Origin of the sequence: Enterococcus sp. C74 (genome assembly GCF_040887125.1) — a bacterium.
In the GTDB taxonomy this organism is placed as follows: Bacteria; Bacillota; Bacilli; order Lactobacillales; family Enterococcaceae; genus Enterococcus_B; species Enterococcus_B hirae.
The window spans coordinates 60,285-84,590 of the sequence record NZ_JBFOFA010000006.1 but is presented as its reverse complement, the minus strand read 5'-3'; the positions used below and the strand labels follow the sequence as shown (position 1 = coordinate 84,590).

Here is a 24,306-nt window from a genome sequence, read left to right as displayed (position 1 = left end):
AGTTATCTAAATGAAAACTTATGAAAACAAATTGTTTTTTACAGGAAAAAAGCCTTGCTTTGTGGATTTAGATATATTATAATTACAAAGGTGCGTTTACCTAAACGTAAATGTCACAGACGTGATCTATAGGATTTCGTCGGCTAAGAAACGAGAGGTTGCGACACGCCCGGACGCTTTGCCACGAACGAGCGTGACGGAAATTTTCGTGGAGCTATGTCTACTTTTCAAAATAGGCGAAGGAGGGAACAAGATGGCAAAACAAAAAATTCGTATCCGTTTAAAAGCGTATGAACACCGTATTTTAGATCAAGCGGCGGATAAAATCGTGGAAACTGCAAAAAGAACTGGAGCTAGCGTGTCTGGTCCAATTCCATTACCAACTGAACGCAGTCTTTACACAGTTATTCGTGCGACTCACAAATACAAAGATTCACGCGAACAATTCGAAATGCGTACACACAAACGTCTTATCGACATTGTGAACCCAACACCAAAAACTGTTGATGCTTTGATGAAGCTAGACTTACCATCTGGTGTTAACATCGAAATCAAACTATAATATTAAAATAAAATTAATGGAGGTGTACTCATGACCAAAGGAATCTTAGGGAAAAAAGTGGGAATGACACAAATCTTCACTGAATCTGGCGAATTAATTCCAGTAACTGTTGTAGAAGCTACTCCAAACGTAGTGCTACAAGTGAAAACAATGGAAACTGATGGCTACGAAGCTATTCAAGTTGGTTACCAAGATATGCGTGAAGTTTTATCAAACAAACCTGCGAAAGGTCATGTTGCAAAAGCAAACACGGCTCCTAAGCGCTTCATTCGTGAATTCAAAAATGTTGAGCTAGGAGAATATGAAGTAGGAAAAGAAATTACAGTAGATGTTTTCCAAGCAGGAGACATTATTGATGTAACAGGTACTACGAAAGGTAAAGGATTCCAAGGGGTTATCAAACGTCACGGCCAAAGCCGCGGACCAATGGCTCACGGTTCTCGCTACCATCGTCGTCCTGGGTCAATGGGTCCAGTTGCACCTAACCGTGTATTCAAAAATAAACGTCTTGCTGGCCGTATGGGTGGCAACCGCGTAACAATCCAAAACTTGGAAGTTGTTCGCGTTGATGCAGAAAGAAACGTTATCTTAATTAAAGGAAATGTTCCTGGAGCTAAAAAATCATTAATCACTATCAAATCAGCTGTGAAAGCTAAATAATAGTAGGAAGAAAGGAGGAACTAAGGAATGCCGAATGTAGCATTATTCAAACAAGATGGAAGCCAAAACGGTGAAATCACACTTAACGAAGAAATCTTCGGAATTGAACCAAATGAAAGTGTTGTTTACGATGCAATCGTTATGCAACGTGCGTCATTAAGACAAGGAACACATGCGGTTAAAAACCGTAGTGCTGTTCGAGGCGGTGGACGTAAACCATGGCGTCAAAAAGGAACTGGTCGTGCTCGTCAAGGATCAATCCGCTCACCACAATGGCGTGGAGGTGGCGTAGTCTTTGGACCAACACCACGTTCTTACAGCTACAAACTTCCTAAAAAAGTTCGTCGTTTAGCAATGAAATCTGTATTGTCAGAAAAAGTTGCTGAAAACAACTTGGTAGCAATTGAAGGATTAAGCTTCGATGCACCAAAAACAAAAGAATTTAAACAAGTTCTTGCTAACTTATCTATTGACTCTAAAGTATTGGTTGTTCTAGAGAATGGTAACGACTTTGCTGCTTTATCAGCACGTAACTTACCAAACGTAACTGTAGTAACTTCTGATAACGTAAGTGTTCTAGATGTTGTTTCAAATACAAAAGTGTTAGCAACACAAACTGCTCTTACTCAAATTGAGGAGGTGCTTGCATAATGAACTTACTAGACGTAATCAAACGCCCAGTGATCACTGAAAAATCAATGCTTGCCATGGATGACAAGAAATATACTTTTGAAGTGGACACTCGTGCAAACAAAACTTTAGTAAAACAAGCGGTTGAAGCTGCTTTTGACGTAAAAGTTAAAAACGTGAACATCGTGAACGTACGTGCGAAATTCAAACGTATGGGCAAATATGCAGGATATACAAAAAAACGTCGCAAAGCGATCGTTACATTGACTGAAGATTCAAAAGAAATCCAATTATTCGAAGCTGCTGAATAAGCACTTACTAGATAACTCATTAAATTAGGAGGGAAAAACGTGGCGATTAAAAAGTACAAACCTACCTCAAATGGTCGTCGTAACATGACAGGTTCTGATTTTGCTGAAATCACAACATCAACACCTGAAAAATCATTGTTACAACCATTGAAAAACCATGCTGGACGTAACAATAACGGCCGCATCACTGTACGTCACCAAGGCGGCGGACACAAACGCCAATATCGCGTGATCGACTTCAAACGTAACAAAGATAACGTTGTTGCAACTGTTCAAACGATCGAATACGATCCAAACCGTTCAGCTAACATCGCGTTAGTACACTATGAAGATGGAGTGAAAGCTTACATCTTAGCACCAAAAGGACTACAAGTTGGAATGAAACTTGTTTCAGGTCCAGATGCAGATATCAAAGTCGGAAATGCTCTTCCTTTAGAAAACATTCCAGTTGGTACTGTTATCCACAATATTGAAATGAAACCTGGTAAAGGTGGACAATTAATCCGTTCTGCTGGTACAAGTGCTCAAGTACTTGGTAAAGAAGGCAAATACGTATTGATCCGCTTAAACTCTGGTGAAGTTCGTATGATCTTAGCTGCTTGCCGTGCAACAATCGGTTCAGTAGGTAACGAACAACACGAATTGATCAACATCGGTAAAGCTGGACGCTCTCGTTGGATGCGTAAACGCCCAACTGTACGTGGTAGCGTAATGAACCCTAACGATCACCCACACGGTGGTGGTGAAGGTAAAGCTCCTATCGGACGTAAAGCACCAGTTTCTCCTTGGGGACAACCAGCACTTGGTTACAAAACTCGTGATAAAAAAGCTAAATCAGACAAACTTATTGTTCGTCGTCGTAAAAATAAATAATTTCTTTGACCATGTGTCGCACATTTTGAGAGGAGGTTCACCATGGGTCGTAGTTTAAAGAAAGGACCTTTCGTTGATGAGCATTTAATGAACAAAGTTGAAGCTCAAGCAGGGGTTGAAAAGAAAAAAGTTATCAAAACTTGGTCTCGTCGTTCGACCATTTTCCCAAGTTTTGTTGGATATACCATCGCAGTATACGATGGACGTAAACACGTACCAGTTTACATCCAAGAAGATATGGTAGGACACAAACTAGGTGAATTCGCACCAACAAGAACTTATCGTGGCCATGCTGCAGACGATAAGAAAACGAAACGCTAATTGAGGGGAGGATAAAACCAAATGGCAGAACAAATCACATCAGCTAAAGCAACTGCAAAAACAGTTCGCACTTCACCTCGAAAAGCCCGTTTAGTAATTGACCTTATCAGAGGTAAAAGTGTTGCGGATGCAATTTCAATCTTGAAATTCACACCAAACAAATCTGCTGGAATCATTGAAAAAGTATTGATGTCAGCAGTTGCGAATGCAGAAAACAATTTTGACTTAGATGTTGAAAACTTGGTAGTATCTGAAGCATTTGTTAACGAAGGACCAACAATGAAACGTTTCCGTCCACGTGCAAAAGGATCAGCTTCTCCAATCAACAAACGTACAAGTCATATCACGGTAGTCGTATCAGAAAAATAAGGAGGGATAATCAGTGGGTCAAAAAGTACATCCAATTGGAATGCGTGTAGGCATCATCCGCGACTGGGATGCTAAATGGTATGCTGAAAAAGAGTATGCAGAGTTCTTACACGAAGATTTAAGAATCCGTAAATTTATTTCAACTAAACTTGCTGATGCTGCTGTATCAACAATTGAAATCGAACGTGCTACAGGCCGTGTTAACATTTCAATTCACACAGCAAAACCAGGTATGGTTATTGGTAAAGGCGGATCTGAAGTCGAAAACCTAAGAAAAGAATTAAATAAATTAACTGGTAAAAGAATCCATATCAACATCGTGGAAATCAAAAAACCAGATTTAGATGCAAAATTAGTAGGTGAAGGAATCGCACGTCAATTAGAAAATCGTGTTGCTTTCCGTCGCGCTCAAAAACAAGCCATCCAACGTTCAATGCGTGCTGGCGCTAAAGGGATCAAAACTCAAGTATCTGGACGTCTAAACGGTGCGGACATCGCTCGTTCAGAAGGATACTCAGAAGGAACTGTTCCTCTTCACACATTACGTGCGGATATTGATTACGCATGGGAAGAAGCAGATACAACATACGGAAAACTAGGAGTTAAAGTGTGGATCTATCGTGGAGAAATTCTTCCAACTAAAAAAAACACTGAGAAAGGAGGGAAATAATCATGTTAGTACCTAAACGTGTAAAACACCGTCGTGAATTCCGCGGAAAAATGCGCGGGGAAGCCAAAGGTGGTAAAGAAGTAGCATTCGGTGAATACGGTTTGCAAGCTGTTGATTCACATTGGATCACTAACCGCCAAATCGAAGCTGCTCGTATCGCAATGACTCGTTACATGAAACGTGGTGGGAAAGTATGGATTAAAATTTTCCCTCACAAATCTTATACTGCCAAAGCAATTGGGGTACGTATGGGTTCTGGTAAAGGGGCACCTGAAGGATGGGTTGCACCAGTAAAACGTGGTAAAATCATGTTTGAAATTGCAGGCGTGTCTGAAGAAGTGGCTCGTGAAGCGTTACGTCTAGCTTCTCACAAATTACCAATGAAAACTAAGATCGTAAAACGTGAGGAAATGGGTGGTGAATCGAATGAAGGTTAAAGAAATCAGAGAATTAACCACTGCCGAAATGCTTGATCAAGAAAAACAATTAAAAGAAGAATTGTTTAATCTTAGATTCCAATTAGCAACAGGTCAATTAGAAAACACTGCACGTATTAAAGAAGTACGTAAATCGATTGCACGCATCAAAACTGTATTGCGTGAACAAGCTAAGTAATTATGGAAGGAGGCCATTAAGCGTATGACTGAAGAAAGAAATCAACGCAAAGTTTATCAAGGTCGCGTGGTATCTGACAAAATGGATAAAACCATTACAGTTTCTGTTGAAACAAAGAAAAACCACCCTATCTATGGCAAACGCATGAACTATTCTAAGAAATACAAAGTGCATGATGAAAACAACACAGCTAAAGTTGGCGACATCGTGAAAATTATGGAAACTCGTCCATTATCAGCTACAAAACGTTTCCGTTTGTTGGAAGTAGTCGAAGAAGCAGTTATTATCTAATAACACGAGATTTTCCTATATAGATTGAATGCAAAATCTGAAAGGAGGATACACAACGTGATCCAAGCAGAAAGTCGTTTAAAAGTCGCTGATAATTCAGGCGCACGTGAAATTTTGACGATCAAAGTCCTTGGTGGTTCTGGTCGTAAAACTGCTAACATCGGTGATGTGATCGTTGCTACGGTTAAACAAGCAACGCCAGGTGGGGTTGTCAAAAAAGGTGACGTCGTAAAAGCCGTTATCGTTCGAACAAAATCAGGAGCTCGTCGTACAGACGGTTCATATATTAAATTTGATGAAAATGCTGCAGTGATTATTCGTGATGATAAAAGCCCTCGTGGAACGCGTATCTTTGGGCCGGTTGCACGTGAACTACGTGAAAACAACTTCATGAAGATCGTTTCACTAGCACCAGAAGTTTTATAATCTTGAGACACTTATCAAAGGAGGTGCGAAACAGTTATGTTTGTTAAAAAAGGCGATAAAGTTAAAGTTATCACTGGAAAAGACAAAAATAAAGAAGGCGTTGTATTAGCAGCGTTTCCGAAAAAAGATAAAGTCATTGTCGAAGGTGTGAATGTTGTTAAAAAACACCAAAAACCTTCTCAAGCTGCTCCTCAAGGTGGAATTGTTGAGATGGAAGCACCAATTCATGTTTCTAACGTGATGGTGATCGACTCTACTGGCGTAGCTGGCCGAGTTGGCTACAAAGAAGTAGATGGCAAAAAAGTCCGCGTTTCTAAAAAAACCGGTGAAGTTTTAGATAATAAATAAGTTTAAGGAAGGAGGGGCTTACTGAATGAACCGCCTAAAAGAAAAATATCTTAAAGAAGTAACTCCATCATTGATGGAAAAATTTAACTATAGCTCTGTTATGCAAACACCTAAAGTTGAAAAAATCGTCATCAACATGGGTGTTGGTGATGCGGTATCAAACGCTAAAAACTTAGATAAAGCAGTTGAAGAATTAACTTTGATCACTGGACAAAAACCAATGATTACTAAAGCTAAAAAATCAATCGCTGGATTCCGTTTACGTGAAGGAATGCCAATTGGGGCAAAAGTTACCTTGCGCGGAGAAAGAATGTACGAATTTCTAGACAAATTGGTTTCAGTTTCTCTACCACGTGTACGTGACTTCCATGGTGTAAGTAAAAAAGCCTTTGACGGTCGTGGAAACTATACTTTAGGTATTAAAGAACAATTGATCTTCCCAGAAGTAGATTACGATTTAGTAGATAAAGTACGTGGTATGGACATCGTTATTGTAACGACAGCTAACTCAGATGAAGAATCTCGTGAGTTGTTGACACAATTAGGCATGCCATTCCAAAAATAATTAAAGGAGGCGAACTACGTGGCTAAAAAATCAATGATTGCTAAAAACAAACGCCCTGCAAAACATTCAACACAAGCTTACACTCGTTGCGAACGTTGCGGACGTCCACATTCAGTTTATCGTAAGTTCCATCTTTGCCGTATTTGCTTCCGCGAACTTGCCTATAAAGGTCAAATTCCCGGCGTGAAGAAAGCTAGCTGGTAAAAAAGTAAATTCGCATAAGAAGGAGGTAAAAGATCAATGGTCATGACAGATCCAATTGCAGATTTTCTAACTCGTATCCGTAACGCAAACATGGTTAAACATGAGTCTTTAGAAGTTCCTGCATCAAAAATTAAACGTGACATCGCTGAAATCTTAAAACGTGAAGGTTTCGTTCGTGATGTTGAATATATCGAAGATGACAAACAAGGCGTGATCCGTGTTTTCCTAAAATTTGGTAAAAACGGCGAACGTGTTATCACTAACTTAAAACGTATCTCTAAACCAGGTTTGCGTGCTTATGTCAAAGCTGACGAAGTACCAAAAGTATTGAACGGTTTAGGTATCGCAATCATTTCGACTTCTGAAGGTGTTGTTACTGATAAAGAAGCTCGTGAAAAAAATATCGGCGGCGAAGTTATCGCTTACGTATGGTAATCAACTAGAATTTACAAGGAGGTGTCTTTAAGTGAGCCGTATTGGAAATAAAGTTGTTGTGATCCCTGAAGGAGTAACAGTTACTCAAGATGGAAACAACATTACAGTTAAAGGACCTAAAGGTGAATTAACACGTACTTTCTCTTCTGATATCAAAATGAATATCGAAGGAAACGAAGTGACTTTCACTCGTCCAAATGACAGTAAAGAAATGAAAACAATCCATGGAACAACTCGTGCTAACTTCAACAACATGGTTGTAGGTGTTAGTGAAGGATTCCAAAAAGCATTAGAATTGATCGGGGTTGGGTACCGTGCGCAATTACAAGGATCAAAACTTGTCTTGAACGTAGGTTACTCACATCCAGTAGAAATCACACCACCAGCTGGTGTAACTGTTGAAGTACCAGCTAACACACAAGTAATTGTTAAAGGTGCGAACAAAGAAGAAGTTGGCGAATTAGCTGCGAACATTCGCGGAACTCGTCCTCCAGAACCTTATAAAGGTAAAGGTATTCGTTATGTTGGCGAATATGTACGCCGTAAAGAAGGTAAAACTGGTAAATAGTTTAGAAAAATTGCATAGAAGCCAGCAGCAGGAAAAAAGGATTTTGCAGAAGTTTACCTTCATTCAAAAGAAATTTAACTTGTGCCGCAGCTTCTATTTTTCGAGACTTTGGTGTTTCTGCCTAAGTGCAGTACAATAAAATTAAAGAGGTGACAATTGTGATTACAAAACCAGATAAGAACAAAACACGTCAGAAAAGACATCGTCGTGTACGTAACAATATCTCTGGTACTGCTGAGCGCCCACGCTTGAACGTTTTTCGTTCTAACAAAAACATCTACGCTCAAATTATTGATGACGTAGCGGGTGTAACGCTAGCAAGTGCCTCTACCTTGGATAAAGAAATTTCAGGTGGAACAAAAACAGAAGCAGCACAAGCTGTCGGTAAATTAGTTGCTGAACGTGCAACTGAAAAAGGCATTAAAGTAGTAGTCTTTGACCGTGGTGGATACCTTTACCATGGCCGTGTGCAAGCTTTAGCTGAAGCTGCTCGCGAAAATGGACTAGAATTTTAGGAAAAGGAGGAATACCATTCATGGTTTATATCGATCCAAAACATTTGGAATTAGAAGACCGCGTTGTTGCAATTAACCGTGTAACAAAAGTTGTTAAAGGTGGACGTCGTCTACGTTTTGCTGCTTTAGTTGTTGTCGGTGACAAAAACGGACATGTAGGATTTGGTACTGGTAAAGCACAAGAAGTACCTGAAGCAATCCGTAAAGCAATTGAAGATGCGAAGAAAAACTTAGTTGAAGTACCTATGGTTGGTTCAACAATCCCACACGAAGTCATCGGTGCTTTTAGTGGTGGTAGAATCCTAATGAAACCTGCTGTTGAAGGTTCTGGGGTTGCTGCTGGTGGACCAGTTCGTGCCGTATTGGAATTAGCAGGGGTAGCAGATATCACTTCTAAATCTTTAGGTTCAAATACACCAATCAACGTTGTTCGTGCAACTGTTGAAGGTTTGAAACAATTGAAACGTGCAGAAGAAGTTGCAGAACTTCGCGGCAAATCAGTTGAAGAATTAATCGGATAAGGAGGACAAAAATAATGGCTGAATTAAAAGTTACTTTAAAACGCAGTATTATCGGACGTCCTCAAAACCAACGTGATACAGTAAAAGCGTTAGGTCTTACAAAGATTAACAGCTCAGTGGTTAAACCTGCTAATGAAGCAATCAAAGGCATGATCAACACTGTTTCTCACTTGGTGGACGTTGAAGAAATCTAATTAAACAAACCTAGTATATAGTAAGAAATATGAACTAGAATATTAAGGAGGTGCCAAACCTATGAAACTTCATGAATTAAAACCTGCAGAAGGTTCACGACAAGTACGTAACCGTGTTGGACGTGGTACTTCTTCTGGTAACGGAAAAACTGCTGGACGTGGTCAAAAAGGTCAAAAAGCTCGTTCAGGCGGTGGTGTACGTCTAGGATTTGAAGGGGGTCAAACTCCATTATTCCGTCGTTTACCAAAACGTGGTTTCACAAACGTGAACCGCAAAGATTATGCAGTCATCAACCTTGATGTCCTAAATCGTTTTGAAGATGGTGCTGAAGTAACTCCAGTTGCTTTAGTAGAAGCTGGAATCGTGAAAAACGAAAAATCTGGAATCAAAGTATTAGCTAACGGTGAGTTAACTAAGAAATTGACTGTGAAAGCCGCAAAATTCTCTAAGGCAGCTGAAGAAGCAATCGTTGCTGCTGGTGGGTCAATTGAGGTGATCTAATGTTCAAACTGTTAAAAGATGCTTTTAAAGTAAAAGACATTAGATCCAAAATCCTATTTACTGTTTTTGTTCTATTTGTATTTCGCTTAGGTGCACATATCACTGTGCCCGGAGTAAATGCTAGTTCATTGCAAAACCTTTCTTCTTTACCTTTTTTCAACATGTTGAACTTGGTGAGTGGTAGTGCGATGCAAAACTTCTCCATCTTCTCAATGGGGGTTTCGCCTTACATTACAGCTTCGATCGTTATCCAATTGTTACAAATGGATATCGTGCCACGTTTTGTTGAATGGTCAAAACAAGGAGAGGTTGGTCGTAAGAAGTTGAATCAAGCAACTCGATACCTGACATTAGTATTGGCATTTGTCCAATCTGTTGGGATCACTGCTGGATTTAACCAATATGCTCAACTAGGTTTTGTGAATAACCCTAACGTTTCAACCTATGTTACTATCGGTCTGATTTTGACTGCGGGTACAATGTTTGTCACTTGGTTAGGAGAACAAATCACAGAAAAAGGAATCGGTAACGGAGTATCAATGATCATCTTTGCAGGGATCATTTCTCGACTTCCTGAAAGTGTAAAAGAAATTTATGAAGACTATTTCGTAAATATCAATCAATCAGATATCTGGAAATCTGCAATTTTCATTGCTATTTTAATCGTTGCAATCTTATTGATCGTAACGTGCGTTACATTTTTCCAACAAGCTGAACGCAAAATCCCAATTCAATATACGAAACGTGTAGCAGGGGCACCAACAAGTAGTTATCTACCGTTGAAAGTCAATGCGGCTGGGGTTATCCCGGTTATCTTTGCAAGTTCGTTTATTGCGACACCTAATGCGGTTTTACAAGCATTGAGTGGAAGATTTGGGGCTGAAAACTGGTATAAAATAATGATGCAGATCTTTAACTATAATACTGCACCTGGTGCAACTATTTATACGATCTTGATCGTCGCATTCACATTCTTCTATGCTTTTGTTCAAGTAAACCCTGAGAAATTAGCGGAAAACTTACAAAAACAAGGAAGCTATATACCAAGCGTACGTCCTGGTAAAGGAACTGAAGAGTATGTCTCAAGCTTATTGATGCGTTTAAGTACAGTCGGTGCGATTTTCCTTGGTTTAGTGGCTTTATTACCGATCATTGCTCAAATGATTTGGAATCTGCCTCAGTCCATTGGGTTAGGTGGTACTAGCTTACTGATCGTCATCGGTGTAGCTTTAGAAACTGCGAAACAGTTAGAAGGCTTAATGCTGAAACGTAAGTACGTTGGATTTATCGAGTAAGAAAGCGTGTTGAGGTTTTTCCTCAACACACGTTCTCACATTTATTAGGAGGGAAAACAATGAACCTCATTTTAATGGGGCTACCAGGCGCAGGTAAAGGAACACAAGCAGAAAAAATCATTGATGCTTATCATATTCCTCACATCTCAACAGGAGACATGTTCCGTGCAGCAATGCAAAATGAAACAGCTCTTGGCTTGGAAGCAAAGTCTTATATTGATAAAGGTGAATTAGTTCCTGATGAAGTAACAAATGGAATCGTGAAAGAGCGCTTAGCTGAACCTGATACGGAAAAAGGCTTCTTATTAGATGGTTTTCCCCGTACACTTGAGCAAGCGGAAGCGCTAGATGCAATGTTAAAAGACTTAGACAAAAAAATTGATGCAGTCATCAATATCCATGTTGGTGAAGATGTATTGGTTGAGCGTTTAGCTGGCCGATTCATTTGCAGCAATTGTGGAGCAACTTATCATAAAATTTTTAACCCTACAAAAGTTGAAGATACATGTGATCGTTGTGGTGGGCATGAATTCTATCAAAGAGAAGATGATAAACCTGAGACGGTTAAAAATCGTCTGGCTATCAACATCAAAAATAGTGAACCAATCTTGGCCTATTACAAAGAACAAGGTTTGCTAAACACTATCGATGGTGATCGTGAAATCGATGCTGTATTTACTGATGTCCAAAAAATTATTGAAAAATAGCACGATTGCCCGTAGCCGACTTGCATTAAGCAGTTACTCTTGTCAAGTTCAATAAATTATGATAGAATATGTCAGTCCGACTTCTAGAGAAATCCTCTAGATGATCCATTTTGAGAATTTTGAGGTGGGAACTGCAGTTTCCGCCATTTTATCGTGTGAAAATGCGAAACAAGTACAAGGAGGTACTGTGCGTGGCAAAAGAAGATATGATTGAAGTCGAAGGTACAGTCGTCGAAACTTTGCCGAATGCAATGTTTAAAGTTGAACTAGAAAACGGACACCAAGTTCTTGCTACTGTTTCAGGTAAAATCCGTATGCATTACATCCGTATCTTACCTGGTGACAAAGTGACGGTTGAATTGTCTCCGTATGATTTAAACCGTGGCCGTATTACTTATCGCTTTAAATAATTGTACTCCGTAAAACTACAGGAGGTATTATCATGAAAGTAAGACCATCAGTAAAACCAATGTGCGAACATTGTAAAGTAATTCGTCGTAAAGGACGCGTTATGGTGATTTGCCCAGCAAATCCAAAACATAAACAACGTCAAGGATAATTGGAGGTGCAATAAATATGGCTCGTATTGCAGGAGTAGATATTCCTCGTGATAAACGTGTAGTAGTTTCTCTTACTTATATCTATGGTATTGGTAACACTACTGCTAAAAAAATCTTAGCTGATGCTGGTGTATCTGAAGATGTTCGTGTTCGTGAATTAACGAATGAACAAACAGATGCTATCCGTGCAGAAGTAGATAAATTAAAAGTTGAAGGTGACCTTCGTCGTGAAGTGAACTTAAACATCAAACGTTTGATGGAAATCGGTTCATACCGTGGAATCCGTCATCGTCGTGGATTGCCTGTTCGTGGACAAAACACGAAAAACAATGCACGTACTCGTAAAGGTCCAGCTCGCGCTATCGCTGGCAAGAAAAAATAATTCTTAAGTGAAGGAGGTTAGAACTTCATGGCAGCAAAAAAAGTGAATCGTAAACGCCGTGTGAAAAAGAATATAGAAGCAGGTATTGCACATATCCATTCTACATTCAACAACACTATCATCATGATCACTGATACTCACGGGAATGCATTAGCGTGGTCATCAGCTGGTTCATTAGGCTTCAAAGGAAGCAAAAAATCAACTCCTTTTGCCGCTCAAATGGCAGCAGAAACAGCTACAAAAGCAGCAATGGAACACGGATTAAAAACTGTTGAAGTAACAGTTAAAGGACCTGGTTCTGGACGTGAAGCAGCAATTCGTTCATTACAAGCTACAGGTTTAGAAGTGACTGCAATTCGTGACGTGACTCCAGTTCCTCATAATGGTGCCCGCCCTCCAAAACGCCGTCGTGTTTAATGAGTGCCGCTCATTTTGAGTTCTATTAGTAACGTCATTGAACAAGACACTTTTCGTTTTGAAAGGGGTAAAGATAAGAATGATTGAGTTCGAAAAACCAAGAATCGCAAAAATTGATGAAGAAAAAGATTATGGCAAGTTCATCGTTGAACCTCTTGAAAGAGGATATGGGACTACTTTAGGGAATTCCCTACGTCGTATTTTATTATCTTCTTTGCCAGGTGCTGCCATCACTAATATTCAAATCGATGGTGTACTGCATGAATTCTCTACCATTAAAGGGGTAAGAGAAGACGTCACTCAAATCATCTTGAACATTAAAGGCTTAGCACTTAAAATGTATGGTCAAGAAGAAAAAACCCTTGAAATCGATATTACCGGACCTGCTACAGTAACTGCTGGCGATATTATCGTTGATAGTGAGGTAGAAATTCTTAACAAAGATATGTACATCTGTAGCGTCTCTGAAGGAGCTACGTTCCACGCTCGCTTAACAGTGAAGCCAGGACGTGGTTATGTTCAAGCAGATGAAAACAAAAAAGAAGATATGCCAATTGGTGTACTTCCAGTCGATTCAATCTACACGCCAGTTCGTCGTGTGAACTACCAAGTAGAAAACACTCGTGTTGGACACCGTGAAGATTTTGATAAATTGACGATGGAGATTTGGACAGATGGTTCAATCGAACCGTTGGAAGCAATGAGTTTATCTGCAAAAATCATGACAGAACATTTAGACATCTTTGTAAACCTAACTGATGAAGCTAAAAATGCTGAAATCATGGTCGAAAAAGAAGAAACACAAAAAGAAAAAATGTTAGAAATGACAATTGAAGAATTAGACTTGTCTGTTCGCTCTTATAATTGTTTGAAACGTGCAGGAATCAATACTGTACAAGAACTTACAAATAAATCTGAGCCAGAAATGATCAAAGTCCGTAACTTAGGACGTAAATCATTAGAAGAAGTGAAAGCTAAATTACACGACTTAGGTTTAGGTTTACGTAAGGAAGATTAAAACCTTTTACGAAGGAGGGAAACCAACGTGAGTTATCGTAAACTAGGACGCACATCTAGCCAACGTAAAGCGATGTTGCGTGATTTAACAACTGACTTATTAATTAACGAACGTATTGTGACTACTGAAGCTCGTGCGAAAGAAGTTCGCTCAACTACAGAAAAAATGATCACTTTAGGCAAACGTGGAGACTTACATGCACGTCGTCAAGCTGCGGCTTTTGTACGTAATGAAGTTGCTAGCGTACGTGAAGAAAATGAGGACATCGTCATTGAATCAGCTTTACAAAAACTATTTAATGATATTGCACCTCGTTATGCTGAACGTCAAGGTGGCTACACTCGTATCTTGAAGACAGAACCAAGACGCGGTGATGGTGCACCAATGGTTGTCTTAGAACTTGTCTAAAATCACACTAATAACATCACTTTATAGATGATTCTTTTAGAGTGTTATGATGTTGGAAGTTAACTCTTCCGAGTCTAGCTCAGCGCTACTCCCCAAATCTATCGGTTTGGGGAGTATGCACTCATCATAAAGTGTTTTTTTGTACCTTCAATTACCTGTCAAGACATCTAATTGAAGGTGTAAAAAAACACTTTAATTAAAACGGAAACAATTGAAAAATCAGGTGTTTTTTGATAGTGTTAGTAGGAACTTAGGATGGAGAAGGAGTAATTATGGAGCCAATAATTGAATTAGGAAAGATTAATTACAAATATCAACCTGATGACCCTCGTCCAGCATTAAAAGACATTTCATTTACCATCAAGCAAGGTGAGTGGATCGCAATCATCGGACATAATGGATCAGGGAAATCAACACTTGCAAAAACAATCAATGGGTTGCTTCTACCAGAGTCTGGTATTGTGAAAGTTGGCAATCAAACACTTAATGAAGAAAATATCTGGTCGATCCGTCGAATGGTTGGAATGGTTTTCCAAAATCCAGACAACCAATTTGTTGGATCTACTGTTGAAGATGATGTTGCTTTTGGTCTTGAGAACCAAGGTATACCTAGAGAAGAAATGGTGATCCGTGTACAAGATGCGCTAGAAAAGGTACGTATGATCGATTTTGCCAAACGTGAACCAGCAAGACTTTCTGGTGGACAAAAACAACGAGTAGCCATTGCTGGAGTCGTAGCTCTACGTCCAGATATTATTATCTTAGATGAAGCTACTAGTATGCTTGATCCAGAAGGTCGTGAAGAAGTGATTTCCACGATTAAAAAAATCAAAGATGAAAGTAATTTGACCGTCATATCTATCACTCATGATATCGATGAGGCAGCAAATGCCAATCGGATATTAGTGATGAAACAAGGAGAATTAGTCAATGAAGGCACACCAGAACAAATCTTTTCTGCTGGTCCAGAATTGATCAATTTAGGGTTAGATCTTCCTTTTCCTGAAAAATTGAAAAGCGCCTTGAAGCAACGAGGAATTGATGTTCCTAGTGAATATATGACAGAAGAAAGGATGGTGGAATGGTTATGGACATCCGTTTTGAAAAAGTAGATTTCACCTATCAACCAAACACACCATTCGAACAACGTGCATTATTTGATATTGATTTAATGATTAAAGAAAATAGCTACACAGCCTTAGTCGGGCATACTGGAAGTGGGAAATCAACCTTACTGCAACATTTGAATGCGTTGATTAAACCTACCAGCGGGATCGTACATATTGGCGATCGACAAATCAAACCCGATACGAATAATAAAAACTTAAAACCCATTCGTAAAAAAGTAGGCATTGTTTTTCAGTTTCCTGAAGCCCAATTATTTGAAGAAACGGTAGCAAAAGACATTGCTTTTGGACCAAAGAACTTTGGTGTCAGTGAGGAAGATGCACGAGATTTAGCTAAAGAAACATTAGCACAAGTTGGTTTAGATGAAACTTACTTAGAGCGTTCTCCTTTTGAATTATCAGGAGGACAAATGCGTCGAGTAGCGATTGCAGGTGTACTTGCTATGAAGCCGGAAGTACTAGTATTAGACGAACCAACGGCCGGACTTGATCCTCAAGGTCGAAAAGAAATGATGGATATGTTCTGGCGACTGCACAAAGAACAAAAAATCACGATCGTATTGGTCACTCATTTAATGGATGATGTGGCAAATTACGCGGATTATGTTTATGTCTTAGAAAAAGGTAGGATTGTAAATAGCGGTCAACCTCATGCAGTTTTTCAAAATCTATCTTGGCTCAAAGAAAAGCAATTAGGTGTTCCGACTGCGACAGAATTTGCGGAAAAGCTGAATAGTCGAACAGCGCTTTTTTCCGAACTTCCAATCACTGCAGATGAATTAGCAGATCAGCTCGTAGCATTAGTAGGGGGACAACCTGATGATGAATAAATTAATTTTTGGTCGATACATGCCTGGAGATTCCTTGATCCATCGATTAGACCCTCGTGCAAAGTTATTAGCAAGTTTCTACTTTATTGGAATTATTTTTTTAGCAAATAATTGGCAGACTTATGCGTTATTAGCTGTTTTCACTTTACTTGCTGTCTTTCTCTCAAAGGTAGATTTCAAATTTTTCATCCGAGGCATCCGTCCTTTGATCTGGTTGATTTTATTTACAGTGGCACTCCAAGTATTATTTACTAGCGGTGGTGCTACCTACTGGAGTTGGGGAATCTTCAATATTACGGAGTTCGGTGTAATGAATGGGCTGTTTATTTTTTGCCGATTTGTACTAATCATTTTTATGTCTACCTTATTAACATTAACGACTCCACCTTTGGAATTATCTGATGCGATTGAGTATTTACTTCGCCCATTAAAAGCAGTTCGCTTTCCGGTGCATGAAATTTCGTTGATGCTTTCGATTGCTCTACGATTCGTACCAACGTTGATGGATGAAACAGAGAAAATCATGAATGCACAACGAGCTCGTGGGGTTGATTTTGGTGAAGGAAGTCTAGTCCAAAAAATGAAAGCAGTTATTCCTTTGCTGATTCCTTTGTTTGTTAGCAGTTTTAACCGGGCAGAAGATTTAGCGACTGCCATGGAAGCAAGAGGATACCAAGGTGGTGAAGGAAGAACAAAGTACCGCATACTGCATTGGCATCAACGAGATACGATGGTCCTTGTTGTTTTTGTCTTGATGACCATTGCATTAGTCTTTTTAAGAAGTTGATGAGTAGGTGAAAGTATGACACGTTATAAAGCAATTATTGCCTATGATGGTACCCATTTTAATGGTTTTCAGAAGCAACCAAATGGTCGTACTGTCCAAGAGGAAATGGAAAAAACGCTAAAGAAAATGGCCAATGGAAAAGAGATTACTGTCTTTGGTTCTGGCCGTACTGATGCAGGGGTCCATGCGATGGGGCAAGTGATCCATTTTGATTATCCTGAAGAACGACCTTTAGAACGTATGCGTTTTGCATTAGATACGCAATCGCCAGAAGATATCGCAGTTAAAGCCGTTGAGATCGTCTCAGATGATTTTCACGCGCGCTATTTAGTAAAAGAAAAAACTTACCAGTTTCGGGTCGATATTGGAAAACCACGCAGTCCGTTTCGTCGGCATTACGCAAGTTATTTCCCCTATCCACTTGATTTATCGAAAATTCAACGAGCATTGCCTGACTTAATAGGTACCCATGATTTCACTTCTTTTTGTGCTTCTGGAAGTTCAATCGAGGACAAAGTAAGAACGATCTATGAAGCAAAGATGGAAGTCAATGAAGCCGGGGATGAGTTGTTATTTACTTTTCGTGGGAATGGTTTCTTGTACAAGATGATTCGGATCCTTGTCGGTACGTTGCTGAAGATTGGGAACGGGCGACTCTCAGAGGATAGTATACCCGAAATCATTGCGAAAAAAGATCGAAATGCTGCAGGACCCACAGCTCATCCAGAAGGGTTATATCTGTATGAAGTGGTGTATGATCAATAAAGAAAAGTTCCAAATAGATCCTATTGGAGGTAATAAACTTCAAAAAAGGACGAGAGGGTTAAATGGCTAAGAGAAAATAGCTCTTTTTATGAATCCATAAAGACCTTTTATTCACACGTTTCGTTTAGAGAAAAAATATTTCTCTAAACGGAACGTTTTTTTATTTTTTTATGAGTTTTAATTCTCCAAAAAATAATAACAGTAACAAGATATTACTAGCATCTAAGTAGCTAAATGATCAATTTTATAGAAATATAAAATAACTATTATTTAAAATAACAATCGAAATAACATAAAGTATATAAAAAAGAAAAAGTTGTTGCTAAAGAGAGGATTCTTTTCTTTATAATAGAACCTAATGAGCGAAAGGAGAATAAATGATATGAGCAATGAAAAATTAGATCAGAATACTTTAATCAGCATACTGGGAGAAGTACATGAGGAAAAACCCTTTATTGAGACGAGACTAGATGAGAAAGAAAATTTTAAAAACGCTATGGGTAATATATTCCAACAAAACCCATCCATACAGCCAAAAATAGTAACACCAGACCCAGCAAAAAATTCGGCAAACAATAATCCATCAGTACTATCGAGTGCGAAGATGGAAAATTCAACTAGCATATTGGGAGAAACAACCGGTTCAAAATCGTTTATGGCTATGACAGCAGCTGAGAAAAAAATTTTTAAAAACGCTATGGGTAATATATTCCAACAAAACCTAACCATACAGCCAAAAATAGTAACACCAGATCCAGCAAAAAATTCGGCAAACAATAATCCATCAATACCATCGAGTGCGAAGATGGAAAATCCAACTAGCATATTAGGAGAAACAACCGGTTCAAAATCGTTTATGGCTATGACAGCAGCTGAGAAAGAAAATTTTAAAAATGCTATGGGTAATATATTCCAACAAAACCCATCCATACAGCCAAAAATAGTAACACCAGACCCAGCAAAAAATTCGGCAAACAATAATCCATCCATACTATCGAGTGCGAAGATGGAAAATTCAACTAGCATATTGGGAGAAACAACCGGTTCAAAATCGTTTATGGCTATGACAGCAACTGAGAAAGAAATTTTTAAAAACGCTATGGGTAACATATTCCTAAAGAACCTGCCCATCCATCAGACAACAGTAATACCAGTGCCAATAACAAAGGAATCGTCAAAAACTAAACCTTCTGATCAAGGAGAGCATAGAAGAAAATTCGTTGATGTATTAAACCAAATAAAGTTAAATAATCCAGTAGCACAAGAAAGAACAGCAGAGTCTGCAAAAAAAGAATTTACAGAAAACACCTCTTTGATATTACCGAGTGAGGAGAAGTCAGGACAACCCATGCCAACAAGAATAGTTCTTACGGAAAACACTCCTCCGGCATTAACAAATGAGGAGAAACCAAAACAACCCATGCCAACAAGAACAGATCTTACGGAAAAAAATTCTTCAAAACTACAAGGTGATCAAAAACTGCAACGATCAATCTTTGATAATGTATTAAACCAGTTAATGTTAAATAAACTAACGGCACAGAAAATATCAGTAGGACAAACAGTAGAAAACTCGTCAGACGATAATCCTTCGAAACTATTGAGCGAAGAGAAACCAAAACAACCCGAGTCAGCAAAAAAAGAATTTACAGAAAACATCCCTTTGACATTACCGAGTAAGGAGAAGCTAGAGCAACCTGAGCCAACAAGAAGAGATCTTACGGCAAACAATTCTTCGAAACTAGAAGTTGATCAAGAAAAACATAACAATAAAACCAATCAACTGGTACCAAAAACAAATGTCAAAGCGTTAACTAAGTTTTTTGAAACAAAGAGTTCTATAAACGAAGCTTGTGATAGAGCAAAACAAGGTGCAGAGTTAGAAAAAAATAGAATTTCCCAAAATACTGTGACAAATGGACAATCTTTATCTAGGTAATAGCTGATAATCAACCCTTAAATAAAGAATTCAGATGGATTTTATACGGCTAGTGAGTACGCCTGTTATTTAATTATTTGAGAACATACCATAGCTACTCAAGGTGAGCCATTTTTGTAGGATAGAATGCTTCAATTCATGATTTTGTTTTATGAATATGCGAATCGAGTTCAGTACTCAGCTAAATATTGGAAGAGTAGATATGAAAAATAATGACTAGATATTAAGTTAGACGATGTGTACGAATGTCGAACATTTTTACTAAGCGAAACATAAATTTTAAAAAAAAGAAAAAATAGGTAAAGGAATGATTGGATTTTAGTATACAATATGGACTAACTTAACGGAGGGAGATTTTTTAATGGAAAATAATCAGGAAACATTGGAGTCTATACATGGAGACCTTATAGCGATAGCTAACAATCTAGGATTTTATGATAGCGAAACATTTCATAAAAAAATAAGTGAAGAAACAAAGAAAACGTTATCGAAAGACAATAAGCAATTAACCAAAGAAAAACTAGAAGTAGCAGTGATGAACTTAACTGAAATGATACCGAATACTATAAAAACTAAACTAAAGGCAGATGAAAGGCTAGTAGCAAGTAAAAGCGCACGTTTATTTACACGTGCTGTAAGCGAAAAAAAGCAAGATTCAGATGGTATTTTACAAGATATACTAGCATATAACAAAAGTATTAGTGATGGAGTGGAATCACTGAAGAAAGCTAGACCGCATGAAAGAGAACAGCTAATTAGTTCAATTGAAGAAGGTTGGGAAGCTGCTAAGAACAATTTGAACCTATTAAAAAAAGACGAGGGTATTGCTCCTGATGGAATGACTAACACTGCAGTAATAGAATCTCTATTATTTCAGAGAAAGAATTTTTTAAATACATATCACATGATACATCAAGTAAGGGAACAACTTGGTTTAAAACAAATTCGAAGGCAAGATTTAAGTGTTGGTGCTAATAGCCAAAACTCTTCGGTTAGTTTAGCAGAAGTGGTTAAAATGAAATTTAAAGAATTCCAAAAGAAACAACAAGAGAGTCTAAAAAACAGTTCAGAGGACAACACAATACATAGTTCCCAACTTACGAGTCAAGGACAAAACGGAAATCATGCTGTTGCTGCTCATGTGTATGAAGAACCAGTTGAATATGGTGAAGTAGGCATTTATGGGGAGAACGAAAATCCTGAGGAGCTAACTCCTCGTTCAAGTGCTGTTGCTGCTCATGTGTATGAAGAACCAGTTGAATATGATGAAGTAGACATTTATGGGGAGAACGGGAATCCTGAGGAGCTAACTCCTCGTTCAAGTGCTGTTGCTGCTCATGTGTATGGCGAACCAGTTGAATATGATGAAGTAGACATTTATGGGGAGAACGGGAATCCTGAGGAAGTAAGTTTAGAGCCAACTCCTCGTCCAAGTAATGCTTCTACCACGTCTTCAATATCTTTTAGCATCTATGATGAAGTTGCGGATATTAATAATGATTATGAAGTCGTAGATAATAACCGGGATCAAGGGCCAAAACCGGAACTTTGGCAATCCATGAACTCTTTAAGAAATGAAAAGCAAAAACTATATAAAGAGATCATTCAGTTATCTAAAGAACATAAAGTAGGTACAAACGAATTTTCTGAAAAAGTAGAGAGATTACTAGATATTCGCTATAAAATCGCCATAAAAAAAGAACTGATTCAAAAGGTTGGTTTTGATTTCACAAAAATTTTAAATAATTCTAAATTTTTAGGTAGAGACAATCCAGACATGATAAACAAATATGATGATGCAATCAGTAATTTTATAAACCAAACGAAAACTAATATACCACAAGTAACAACTGACAATACTAAAGATGAGAATAAGAAAAAAAGAGCTAAATTATATCAGAAAATGAAACATCAATTTAATACCAATCAAACATTGTCTGGAAGAGAATCAGCTGCACAGATTTATCCACTTATAGTAGAAGTATTGAACAAAAATATACCTAATAACCTATCGACCTATGATTATTACGATTTGAGTAAAAGTAAAACGTTGAAAAAGGCCGGTCTTCATAAATGGGGAAATGTTGAGAAGATATTGGATGCTTCGAATCGATTAAAGTTTAATTATCCGTCACCTGATACTAAAAACTTGCAGTACGTTAAACAAAGCAAAAAAGAGTTAAAGGAACTTGAATTGGTTTTCAATAAACAAGTTACTAAATTTTATAAGCTTTTTAAAAATGCTAAAACTTCACTAAATAAGGATGTGCATGAAAAAGAATTCATCACTAATCTAAGCAACTTACGTGACATCCATCATCAACTTGAGACTAGAAAAACGATCGAACACATGCTTGGGATGGACTATGAGAAATTTTGTCACAAATTTGCTGAGCGAAACAACGTTGATCCCCAAAAAATCATTCATGCATGGCAGGAGACAGCAGCAACGCAATTAAAAGATAAAAGTCCTAATCTGGTGGATGATTTTACACAGGAGGTTAGCAAAAGATTTCAGGATGTGACAAGGAGTGCTGACCCGTTATCAGTTGGGAAGTTGAATGAATTTTTTAATATGGATCTATATAAGGCTAGAATAGCGAAGAAATATTTAGACTCCAAAAAGGTTGATTATGCTCAAGATAGAGCTTGGATTATTAATAAGGTCAATTATATAAAACGATTGGATAAAGAGGGATCATATAAAAGGGCGAATGAAGAGTTCATAAAGCTACTACCAGAAATAGATAAGCTACTTAATCAATACACGCTAATCGAACAACCATTTTATCACATTAATACCCCTATTAATGAGTGTCCTACATTAAAGAACTTAGGAATTAAAGATTGCCGTGAGTATTTACCAGATCCTGTGAAAAAAATAGAACCCCTTTACGCTGAAGTGAATAAAAATAAGGGAATGAATCCAGAAAATGCCCAAGGACGATTATTAAATATAATAAATGGAGCACAAAGTAAAGTACAGCAGGATGCGCAAAATCAACAACTTGATCCGTCTAAAGGAAAGCCTAGTAATGATTTATTAAGAGAGACTAGTGTCTAATTTAAATTATAAAATGTAAAACAAACAGTTAAAGAATCTAAAACCATTTTTGTACCGATCCCTAAAGATTAGCTCAAAAACTAACTTCTGGGGGTCGGTAGTTTTATGAATAAATAGACAAAAAAGTAAGGGACAAAAAAAGACACCACAACATTATAATTTACCTATGACATAAAGTCTGAAAGAGCGAAGGGAGAAAAAAATTATGGAAAATAAGCAATCAATAGGACAAGGTAAGCACCATGGAAAATAAAAAGAACGATGGTATCCCTAAAGAGCAGACAATGCGATCCGATCCAAGTATCATCAAATGACAATAAAACAATTGCAACAAACAAAAAAAGAATTGTATAAAACTATTATTGCGTTATCTAAAAAAGGGGAGGTAAATACCGAAACATTTAAAGAACATCTATCTAATTTGTTGGAAATAAGATATCAACTTGCAATAAAAAAAGAATTTGAACAAAGTATTGGTGTAGAGATTTCCATTTTTTATCAAAAAGAGTCATTATTTACTATACCAGCTATAGAATCAAGTTTGGAGCAAACTTTAGAATCAATACAACCTTTAAATCAAATTTACAAAAATAAAATGACTGAACTTTATCAAAAAAACCAGCAATCATCAGAAGGTCCTTCGGTATAATTTACCATCAACAAATAGTTTTTCTAATAGTCGATCGAAACCTGTAACCAGAAATGATCGTTCTTTTTAACTAATAGATAAATAAAGCATCAAGAGTGGCAGAAGCATTCAGCCAGGATGTATCATTTGTGTTATTTTATTTTTGGAGTTCCTAATTGGAAGACTCAGGTAAGCTCGCGTACTACGGGTACATTCTAAAATAGATCAATCAGTTTACTGAATCCTCTGTTACTATACAGAACTTAAATTTTAAAAATAAAGAAAAAAATGGACTAGGAACCACTTGTTTTGAGTATATAATGTGAAGGACTTAGTAGGTTTATTAACGAAAGGAGAGTTATTTTATGGGAACTGAAGAAGATAAATATCTAGGAACATCAAGCTTTAACCGTATTACTTACCATCAAAGTTTTGACGATAGTTCGGATTCTGAGGATGAGTTTGAACAAGCTGCAGACCCAAGGGAGAATGCTGGGGCTAACGAAAACCAAGCCATGATCGTTGACTATAGTAAGCTAACAATGAAAGAGTTGAAACACAAGAAAGAAGATTTGTACAAAGAAATCATCCCAGCTTATGAAGAAGGGGATTTGGATACCAATCAATCGAAAGAAAAATTACGTAACTTGTTAAACATACGATACCAAATTCTTGCTAGAAATCAGCTTAAAAAACAATTCGGTATTGATGTTCACGCTTTGTATCATAAAGATCATTTGTTTGATGATCGAAGCGTAGAAGGGCAACCATTGAATCAAACATACAAAAAAAAATAGTT

The 24,306-nt window shown here is 37.8% G+C and carries 37 protein-coding genes; all 37 read left to right on the top strand.

The features are described from left to right. The first annotated feature begins 253 nt into the window (after positions 1–253). The 37 genes from rpsJ to AB3H93_RS09175 all read left to right on the top strand — a co-directional run bounded on the left by rpsJ (position 254) and on the right by AB3H93_RS09175 (position 24,304). Positions 254–562: a 30S ribosomal protein S10 gene (rpsJ, locus tag AB3H93_RS09355; protein WP_010720450.1), complete on the top strand. Its 309-nt coding sequence runs from the start codon at positions 254–256 to the stop codon at positions 560–562. 30 nt (positions 563–592) lie between these two features. Beyond that, positions 593–1,222, top strand: coding sequence for a 50S ribosomal protein L3 (gene rplC, locus AB3H93_RS09350; protein WP_002290445.1), 630 nt, complete (start codon positions 593–595; stop codon positions 1,220–1,222). Positions 1,223–1,249: 27 nt separating this feature from the next. Next, the gene (gene rplD, locus AB3H93_RS09345; RefSeq protein WP_010720449.1) at positions 1,250–1,873 is read left to right on the top strand and encodes a 50S ribosomal protein L4; all 624 of its coding nucleotides are present in this window, start codon (positions 1,250–1,252) and stop codon (positions 1,871–1,873) included. Beyond that, positions 1,873–2,163: a 50S ribosomal protein L23 gene (rplW, locus tag AB3H93_RS09340; protein WP_002290449.1), complete on the top strand. Its 291-nt coding sequence runs from the start codon at positions 1,873–1,875 to the stop codon at positions 2,161–2,163. The genes rplD and rplW overlap by 1 nt, the downstream gene beginning before the upstream one ends. 39 nt (positions 2,164–2,202) lie before the next feature. Beyond that, a complete protein-coding gene (rplB, locus tag AB3H93_RS09335; protein ID WP_010720448.1) occupies positions 2,203–3,036 on the top strand; it encodes a 50S ribosomal protein L2 in 834 nt (277 codons plus the stop codon). A 42-nt stretch (positions 3,037–3,078) separates the two neighbouring features. Next, entirely contained in the window at positions 3,079–3,357 is a 279-nt protein-coding gene (gene rpsS, locus AB3H93_RS09330; RefSeq protein WP_010720447.1) for a 30S ribosomal protein S19, read from the top strand. 21 nt (positions 3,358–3,378) lie between these two features. Further along, positions 3,379–3,726, top strand: coding sequence for a 50S ribosomal protein L22 (gene rplV, locus AB3H93_RS09325; RefSeq protein ID WP_002288657.1), 348 nt, complete (start codon positions 3,379–3,381; stop codon positions 3,724–3,726). 13 nt (positions 3,727–3,739) lie between these two features. Next, positions 3,740–4,396 (top strand): 30S ribosomal protein S3, encoded by a 657-nt coding sequence (gene rpsC / locus AB3H93_RS09320; protein WP_010720446.1) that lies wholly within the window; start codon positions 3,740–3,742, stop codon positions 4,394–4,396. 2 nt (positions 4,397–4,398) lie between these two features. Continuing rightward, on the top strand, positions 4,399–4,833 hold the full coding sequence (gene rplP / locus AB3H93_RS09315) for a 50S ribosomal protein L16 (protein WP_010720445.1): 435 nt from the start codon (positions 4,399–4,401) through the stop codon (positions 4,831–4,833). Continuing rightward, complete coding sequence (rpmC, locus tag AB3H93_RS09310; RefSeq protein ID WP_002288664.1) at positions 4,823–5,011, top strand: 50S ribosomal protein L29; 189 nt, start codon at positions 4,823–4,825, stop codon at positions 5,009–5,011. Before rplP ends, rpmC begins: the two co-directional genes overlap by 11 nt. Positions 5,012–5,035: 24 nt before the next feature. Next, positions 5,036–5,302: a 30S ribosomal protein S17 gene (rpsQ, locus tag AB3H93_RS09305; protein ID WP_010720444.1), complete on the top strand. Its 267-nt coding sequence runs from the start codon at positions 5,036–5,038 to the stop codon at positions 5,300–5,302. 57 nt (positions 5,303–5,359) lie between these two features. Next, a complete protein-coding gene (rplN, locus tag AB3H93_RS09300; protein ID WP_002288669.1) occupies positions 5,360–5,728 on the top strand; it encodes a 50S ribosomal protein L14 in 369 nt (122 codons plus the stop codon). Positions 5,729–5,764: 36 nt separating this feature from the next. Beyond that, entirely contained in the window at positions 5,765–6,076 is a 312-nt protein-coding gene (rplX, locus tag AB3H93_RS09295) for a 50S ribosomal protein L24 (protein WP_010720443.1), read from the top strand. Between the two features lie 25 nt (positions 6,077–6,101). Next, positions 6,102–6,641, top strand: coding sequence for a 50S ribosomal protein L5 (gene rplE / locus AB3H93_RS09290; RefSeq protein WP_002288671.1), 540 nt, complete (start codon positions 6,102–6,104; stop codon positions 6,639–6,641). A gap of 18 nt (positions 6,642–6,659) precedes the next feature. After that, positions 6,660–6,845, top strand: coding sequence for a type Z 30S ribosomal protein S14 (locus AB3H93_RS09285; protein ID WP_002356214.1), 186 nt, complete (start codon positions 6,660–6,662; stop codon positions 6,843–6,845). Positions 6,846–6,881: 36 nt separating this feature from the next. Next, positions 6,882–7,280: a 30S ribosomal protein S8 gene (gene rpsH / locus AB3H93_RS09280; protein ID WP_002288675.1), complete on the top strand. Its 399-nt coding sequence runs from the start codon at positions 6,882–6,884 to the stop codon at positions 7,278–7,280. 31 nt (positions 7,281–7,311) lie between these two features. Further along, on the top strand, positions 7,312–7,848 hold the full coding sequence (gene rplF / locus AB3H93_RS09275) for a 50S ribosomal protein L6 (protein ID WP_010720442.1): 537 nt from the start codon (positions 7,312–7,314) through the stop codon (positions 7,846–7,848). Between the two features lie 158 nt (positions 7,849–8,006). Beyond that, complete coding sequence (gene rplR, locus AB3H93_RS09270) at positions 8,007–8,363, top strand: 50S ribosomal protein L18 (protein WP_005880747.1); 357 nt, start codon at positions 8,007–8,009, stop codon at positions 8,361–8,363. A gap of 20 nt (positions 8,364–8,383) precedes the next feature. After that, positions 8,384–8,884, top strand: a complete 501-nt coding sequence (gene rpsE / locus AB3H93_RS09265) for a 30S ribosomal protein S5 (protein ID WP_002288681.1) — start codon at positions 8,384–8,386, stop codon at positions 8,882–8,884. A gap of 14 nt (positions 8,885–8,898) precedes the next feature. Next, positions 8,899–9,078, top strand: a complete 180-nt coding sequence (gene rpmD / locus AB3H93_RS09260) for a 50S ribosomal protein L30 (RefSeq protein ID WP_010720441.1) — start codon at positions 8,899–8,901, stop codon at positions 9,076–9,078. Positions 9,079–9,139: 61 nt separating this feature from the next. Then, a complete protein-coding gene (gene rplO / locus AB3H93_RS09255) occupies positions 9,140–9,580 on the top strand; it encodes a 50S ribosomal protein L15 (protein WP_010720440.1) in 441 nt (146 codons plus the stop codon). Beyond that, positions 9,580–10,875 carry a preprotein translocase subunit SecY gene (secY, locus tag AB3H93_RS09250; protein ID WP_010720439.1) on the top strand — a complete coding sequence of 432 codons (1,296 nt, stop codon included), beginning with the start codon at positions 9,580–9,582 and terminating at the stop codon, positions 10,873–10,875. The genes rplO and secY overlap by 1 nt, the downstream gene beginning before the upstream one ends. A gap of 59 nt (positions 10,876–10,934) precedes the next feature. After that, positions 10,935–11,582: an adenylate kinase gene (locus AB3H93_RS09245; protein ID WP_368020474.1), complete on the top strand. Its 648-nt coding sequence runs from the start codon at positions 10,935–10,937 to the stop codon at positions 11,580–11,582. A gap of 191 nt (positions 11,583–11,773) precedes the next feature. Next, on the top strand, positions 11,774–11,992 hold the full coding sequence (gene infA, locus AB3H93_RS09240) for a translation initiation factor IF-1 (RefSeq protein WP_002288695.1): 219 nt from the start codon (positions 11,774–11,776) through the stop codon (positions 11,990–11,992). A 32-nt stretch (positions 11,993–12,024) separates the two neighbouring features. Next, positions 12,025–12,141, top strand: coding sequence for a 50S ribosomal protein L36 (gene rpmJ / locus AB3H93_RS09235; RefSeq protein ID WP_002288710.1), 117 nt, complete (start codon positions 12,025–12,027; stop codon positions 12,139–12,141). A 17-nt stretch (positions 12,142–12,158) separates the two neighbouring features. After that, entirely contained in the window at positions 12,159–12,524 is a 366-nt protein-coding gene (gene rpsM / locus AB3H93_RS09230; protein WP_002288713.1) for a 30S ribosomal protein S13, read from the top strand. A gap of 27 nt (positions 12,525–12,551) precedes the next feature. Continuing rightward, entirely contained in the window at positions 12,552–12,941 is a 390-nt protein-coding gene (rpsK, locus tag AB3H93_RS09225; RefSeq protein ID WP_002288714.1) for a 30S ribosomal protein S11, read from the top strand. A gap of 79 nt (positions 12,942–13,020) precedes the next feature. Continuing rightward, positions 13,021–13,959, top strand: coding sequence for a DNA-directed RNA polymerase subunit alpha (locus AB3H93_RS09220; protein ID WP_005880735.1), 939 nt, complete (start codon positions 13,021–13,023; stop codon positions 13,957–13,959). A gap of 27 nt (positions 13,960–13,986) precedes the next feature. After that, positions 13,987–14,367, top strand: a complete 381-nt coding sequence (gene rplQ, locus AB3H93_RS09215) for a 50S ribosomal protein L17 (protein WP_005880733.1) — start codon at positions 13,987–13,989, stop codon at positions 14,365–14,367. 272 nt (positions 14,368–14,639) lie between these two features. Next, positions 14,640–15,479 (top strand): energy-coupling factor ABC transporter ATP-binding protein, encoded by an 840-nt coding sequence (locus tag AB3H93_RS09210; protein WP_034697737.1) that lies wholly within the window; start codon positions 14,640–14,642, stop codon positions 15,477–15,479. Continuing rightward, positions 15,455–16,324 (top strand): energy-coupling factor ABC transporter ATP-binding protein, encoded by an 870-nt coding sequence (locus AB3H93_RS09205; RefSeq protein ID WP_034697740.1) that lies wholly within the window; start codon positions 15,455–15,457, stop codon positions 16,322–16,324. Before AB3H93_RS09210 ends, AB3H93_RS09205 begins: the two co-directional genes overlap by 25 nt. Next, positions 16,314–17,111 (top strand): energy-coupling factor transporter transmembrane protein EcfT, encoded by a 798-nt coding sequence (locus AB3H93_RS09200; protein ID WP_010720435.1) that lies wholly within the window; start codon positions 16,314–16,316, stop codon positions 17,109–17,111. Before AB3H93_RS09205 ends, AB3H93_RS09200 begins: the two co-directional genes overlap by 11 nt. Positions 17,112–17,126: 15 nt before the next feature. Further along, complete coding sequence (gene truA, locus AB3H93_RS09195; protein ID WP_063626400.1) at positions 17,127–17,876, top strand: tRNA pseudouridine(38-40) synthase TruA; 750 nt, start codon at positions 17,127–17,129, stop codon at positions 17,874–17,876. A gap of 382 nt (positions 17,877–18,258) precedes the next feature. After that, a complete protein-coding gene (locus AB3H93_RS09190; RefSeq protein ID WP_368020473.1) occupies positions 18,259–19,815 on the top strand; it encodes a hypothetical protein in 1,557 nt (518 codons plus the stop codon). A gap of 361 nt (positions 19,816–20,176) precedes the next feature. Continuing rightward, positions 20,177–22,879, top strand: coding sequence for a hypothetical protein (locus tag AB3H93_RS09185; protein WP_368020472.1), 2,703 nt, complete (start codon positions 20,177–20,179; stop codon positions 22,877–22,879). 310 nt (positions 22,880–23,189) lie between these two features. After that, positions 23,190–23,528: a hypothetical protein gene (locus AB3H93_RS09180; RefSeq protein ID WP_368020471.1), complete on the top strand. Its 339-nt coding sequence runs from the start codon at positions 23,190–23,192 to the stop codon at positions 23,526–23,528. 344 nt (positions 23,529–23,872) lie between these two features. Next, the gene (locus AB3H93_RS09175) at positions 23,873–24,304 is read left to right on the top strand and encodes a hypothetical protein (RefSeq protein ID WP_368020470.1); all 432 of its coding nucleotides are present in this window, start codon (positions 23,873–23,875) and stop codon (positions 24,302–24,304) included. The last annotated feature ends 2 nt before the right edge of the window (positions 24,305–24,306 follow it).

Coding starts and splice junctions, on each gene's coding strand:
- rpsQ (WP_010720444.1), top strand. CDS start 5,036: ATGACTGAAGAAAGAAATCAACGCAAAGTTTATCAAGGTCGCGTGGTA.
- rplW (WP_002290449.1), top strand. CDS start 1,873: ATGAACTTACTAGACGTAATCAAACGCCCAGTGATCACTGAAAAATCA.
- AB3H93_RS09175 (WP_368020470.1), top strand. CDS start 23,873: ATGGGAACTGAAGAAGATAAATATCTAGGAACATCAAGCTTTAACCGT.
- AB3H93_RS09185 (WP_368020472.1), top strand. CDS start 20,177: ATGGAAAATAATCAGGAAACATTGGAGTCTATACATGGAGACCTTATA.
- AB3H93_RS09245 (WP_368020474.1), top strand. CDS start 10,935: ATGAACCTCATTTTAATGGGGCTACCAGGCGCAGGTAAAGGAACACAA.
- rpsJ (WP_010720450.1), top strand. CDS start 254: ATGGCAAAACAAAAAATTCGTATCCGTTTAAAAGCGTATGAACACCGT.
- truA (WP_063626400.1), top strand. CDS start 17,127: ATGACACGTTATAAAGCAATTATTGCCTATGATGGTACCCATTTTAAT.
- rpsS (WP_010720447.1), top strand. CDS start 3,079: ATGGGTCGTAGTTTAAAGAAAGGACCTTTCGTTGATGAGCATTTAATG.
- rplE (WP_002288671.1), top strand. CDS start 6,102: ATGAACCGCCTAAAAGAAAAATATCTTAAAGAAGTAACTCCATCATTG.
- AB3H93_RS09190 (WP_368020473.1), top strand. CDS start 18,259: ATGAGCAATGAAAAATTAGATCAGAATACTTTAATCAGCATACTGGGA.
- rplV (WP_002288657.1), top strand. CDS start 3,379: ATGGCAGAACAAATCACATCAGCTAAAGCAACTGCAAAAACAGTTCGC.
- rpsH (WP_002288675.1), top strand. CDS start 6,882: ATGGTCATGACAGATCCAATTGCAGATTTTCTAACTCGTATCCGTAAC.
- AB3H93_RS09210 (WP_034697737.1), top strand. CDS start 14,640: ATGGAGCCAATAATTGAATTAGGAAAGATTAATTACAAATATCAACCT.
- secY (WP_010720439.1), top strand. CDS start 9,580: ATGTTCAAACTGTTAAAAGATGCTTTTAAAGTAAAAGACATTAGATCC.
- rpsE (WP_002288681.1), top strand. CDS start 8,384: ATGGTTTATATCGATCCAAAACATTTGGAATTAGAAGACCGCGTTGTT.
- rplP (WP_010720445.1), top strand. CDS start 4,399: ATGTTAGTACCTAAACGTGTAAAACACCGTCGTGAATTCCGCGGAAAA.
- rpmJ (WP_002288710.1), top strand. CDS start 12,025: ATGAAAGTAAGACCATCAGTAAAACCAATGTGCGAACATTGTAAAGTA.
- AB3H93_RS09205 (WP_034697740.1), top strand. CDS start 15,455: ATGGACATCCGTTTTGAAAAAGTAGATTTCACCTATCAACCAAACACA.
- rpmD (WP_010720441.1), top strand. CDS start 8,899: ATGGCTGAATTAAAAGTTACTTTAAAACGCAGTATTATCGGACGTCCT.
- rpsK (WP_002288714.1), top strand. CDS start 12,552: ATGGCAGCAAAAAAAGTGAATCGTAAACGCCGTGTGAAAAAGAATATA.
- rplC (WP_002290445.1), top strand. CDS start 593: ATGACCAAAGGAATCTTAGGGAAAAAAGTGGGAATGACACAAATCTTC.
- AB3H93_RS09220 (WP_005880735.1), top strand. CDS start 13,021: ATGATTGAGTTCGAAAAACCAAGAATCGCAAAAATTGATGAAGAAAAA.
- rplX (WP_010720443.1), top strand. CDS start 5,765: ATGTTTGTTAAAAAAGGCGATAAAGTTAAAGTTATCACTGGAAAAGAC.
- AB3H93_RS09200 (WP_010720435.1), top strand. CDS start 16,314: ATGATGAATAAATTAATTTTTGGTCGATACATGCCTGGAGATTCCTTG.
- rpmC (WP_002288664.1), top strand. CDS start 4,823: ATGAAGGTTAAAGAAATCAGAGAATTAACCACTGCCGAAATGCTTGAT.
- AB3H93_RS09180 (WP_368020471.1), top strand. CDS start 23,190: ATGACAATAAAACAATTGCAACAAACAAAAAAAGAATTGTATAAAACT.
- rpsM (WP_002288713.1), top strand. CDS start 12,159: ATGGCTCGTATTGCAGGAGTAGATATTCCTCGTGATAAACGTGTAGTA.
- rplD (WP_010720449.1), top strand. CDS start 1,250: ATGCCGAATGTAGCATTATTCAAACAAGATGGAAGCCAAAACGGTGAA.
- rplO (WP_010720440.1), top strand. CDS start 9,140: ATGAAACTTCATGAATTAAAACCTGCAGAAGGTTCACGACAAGTACGT.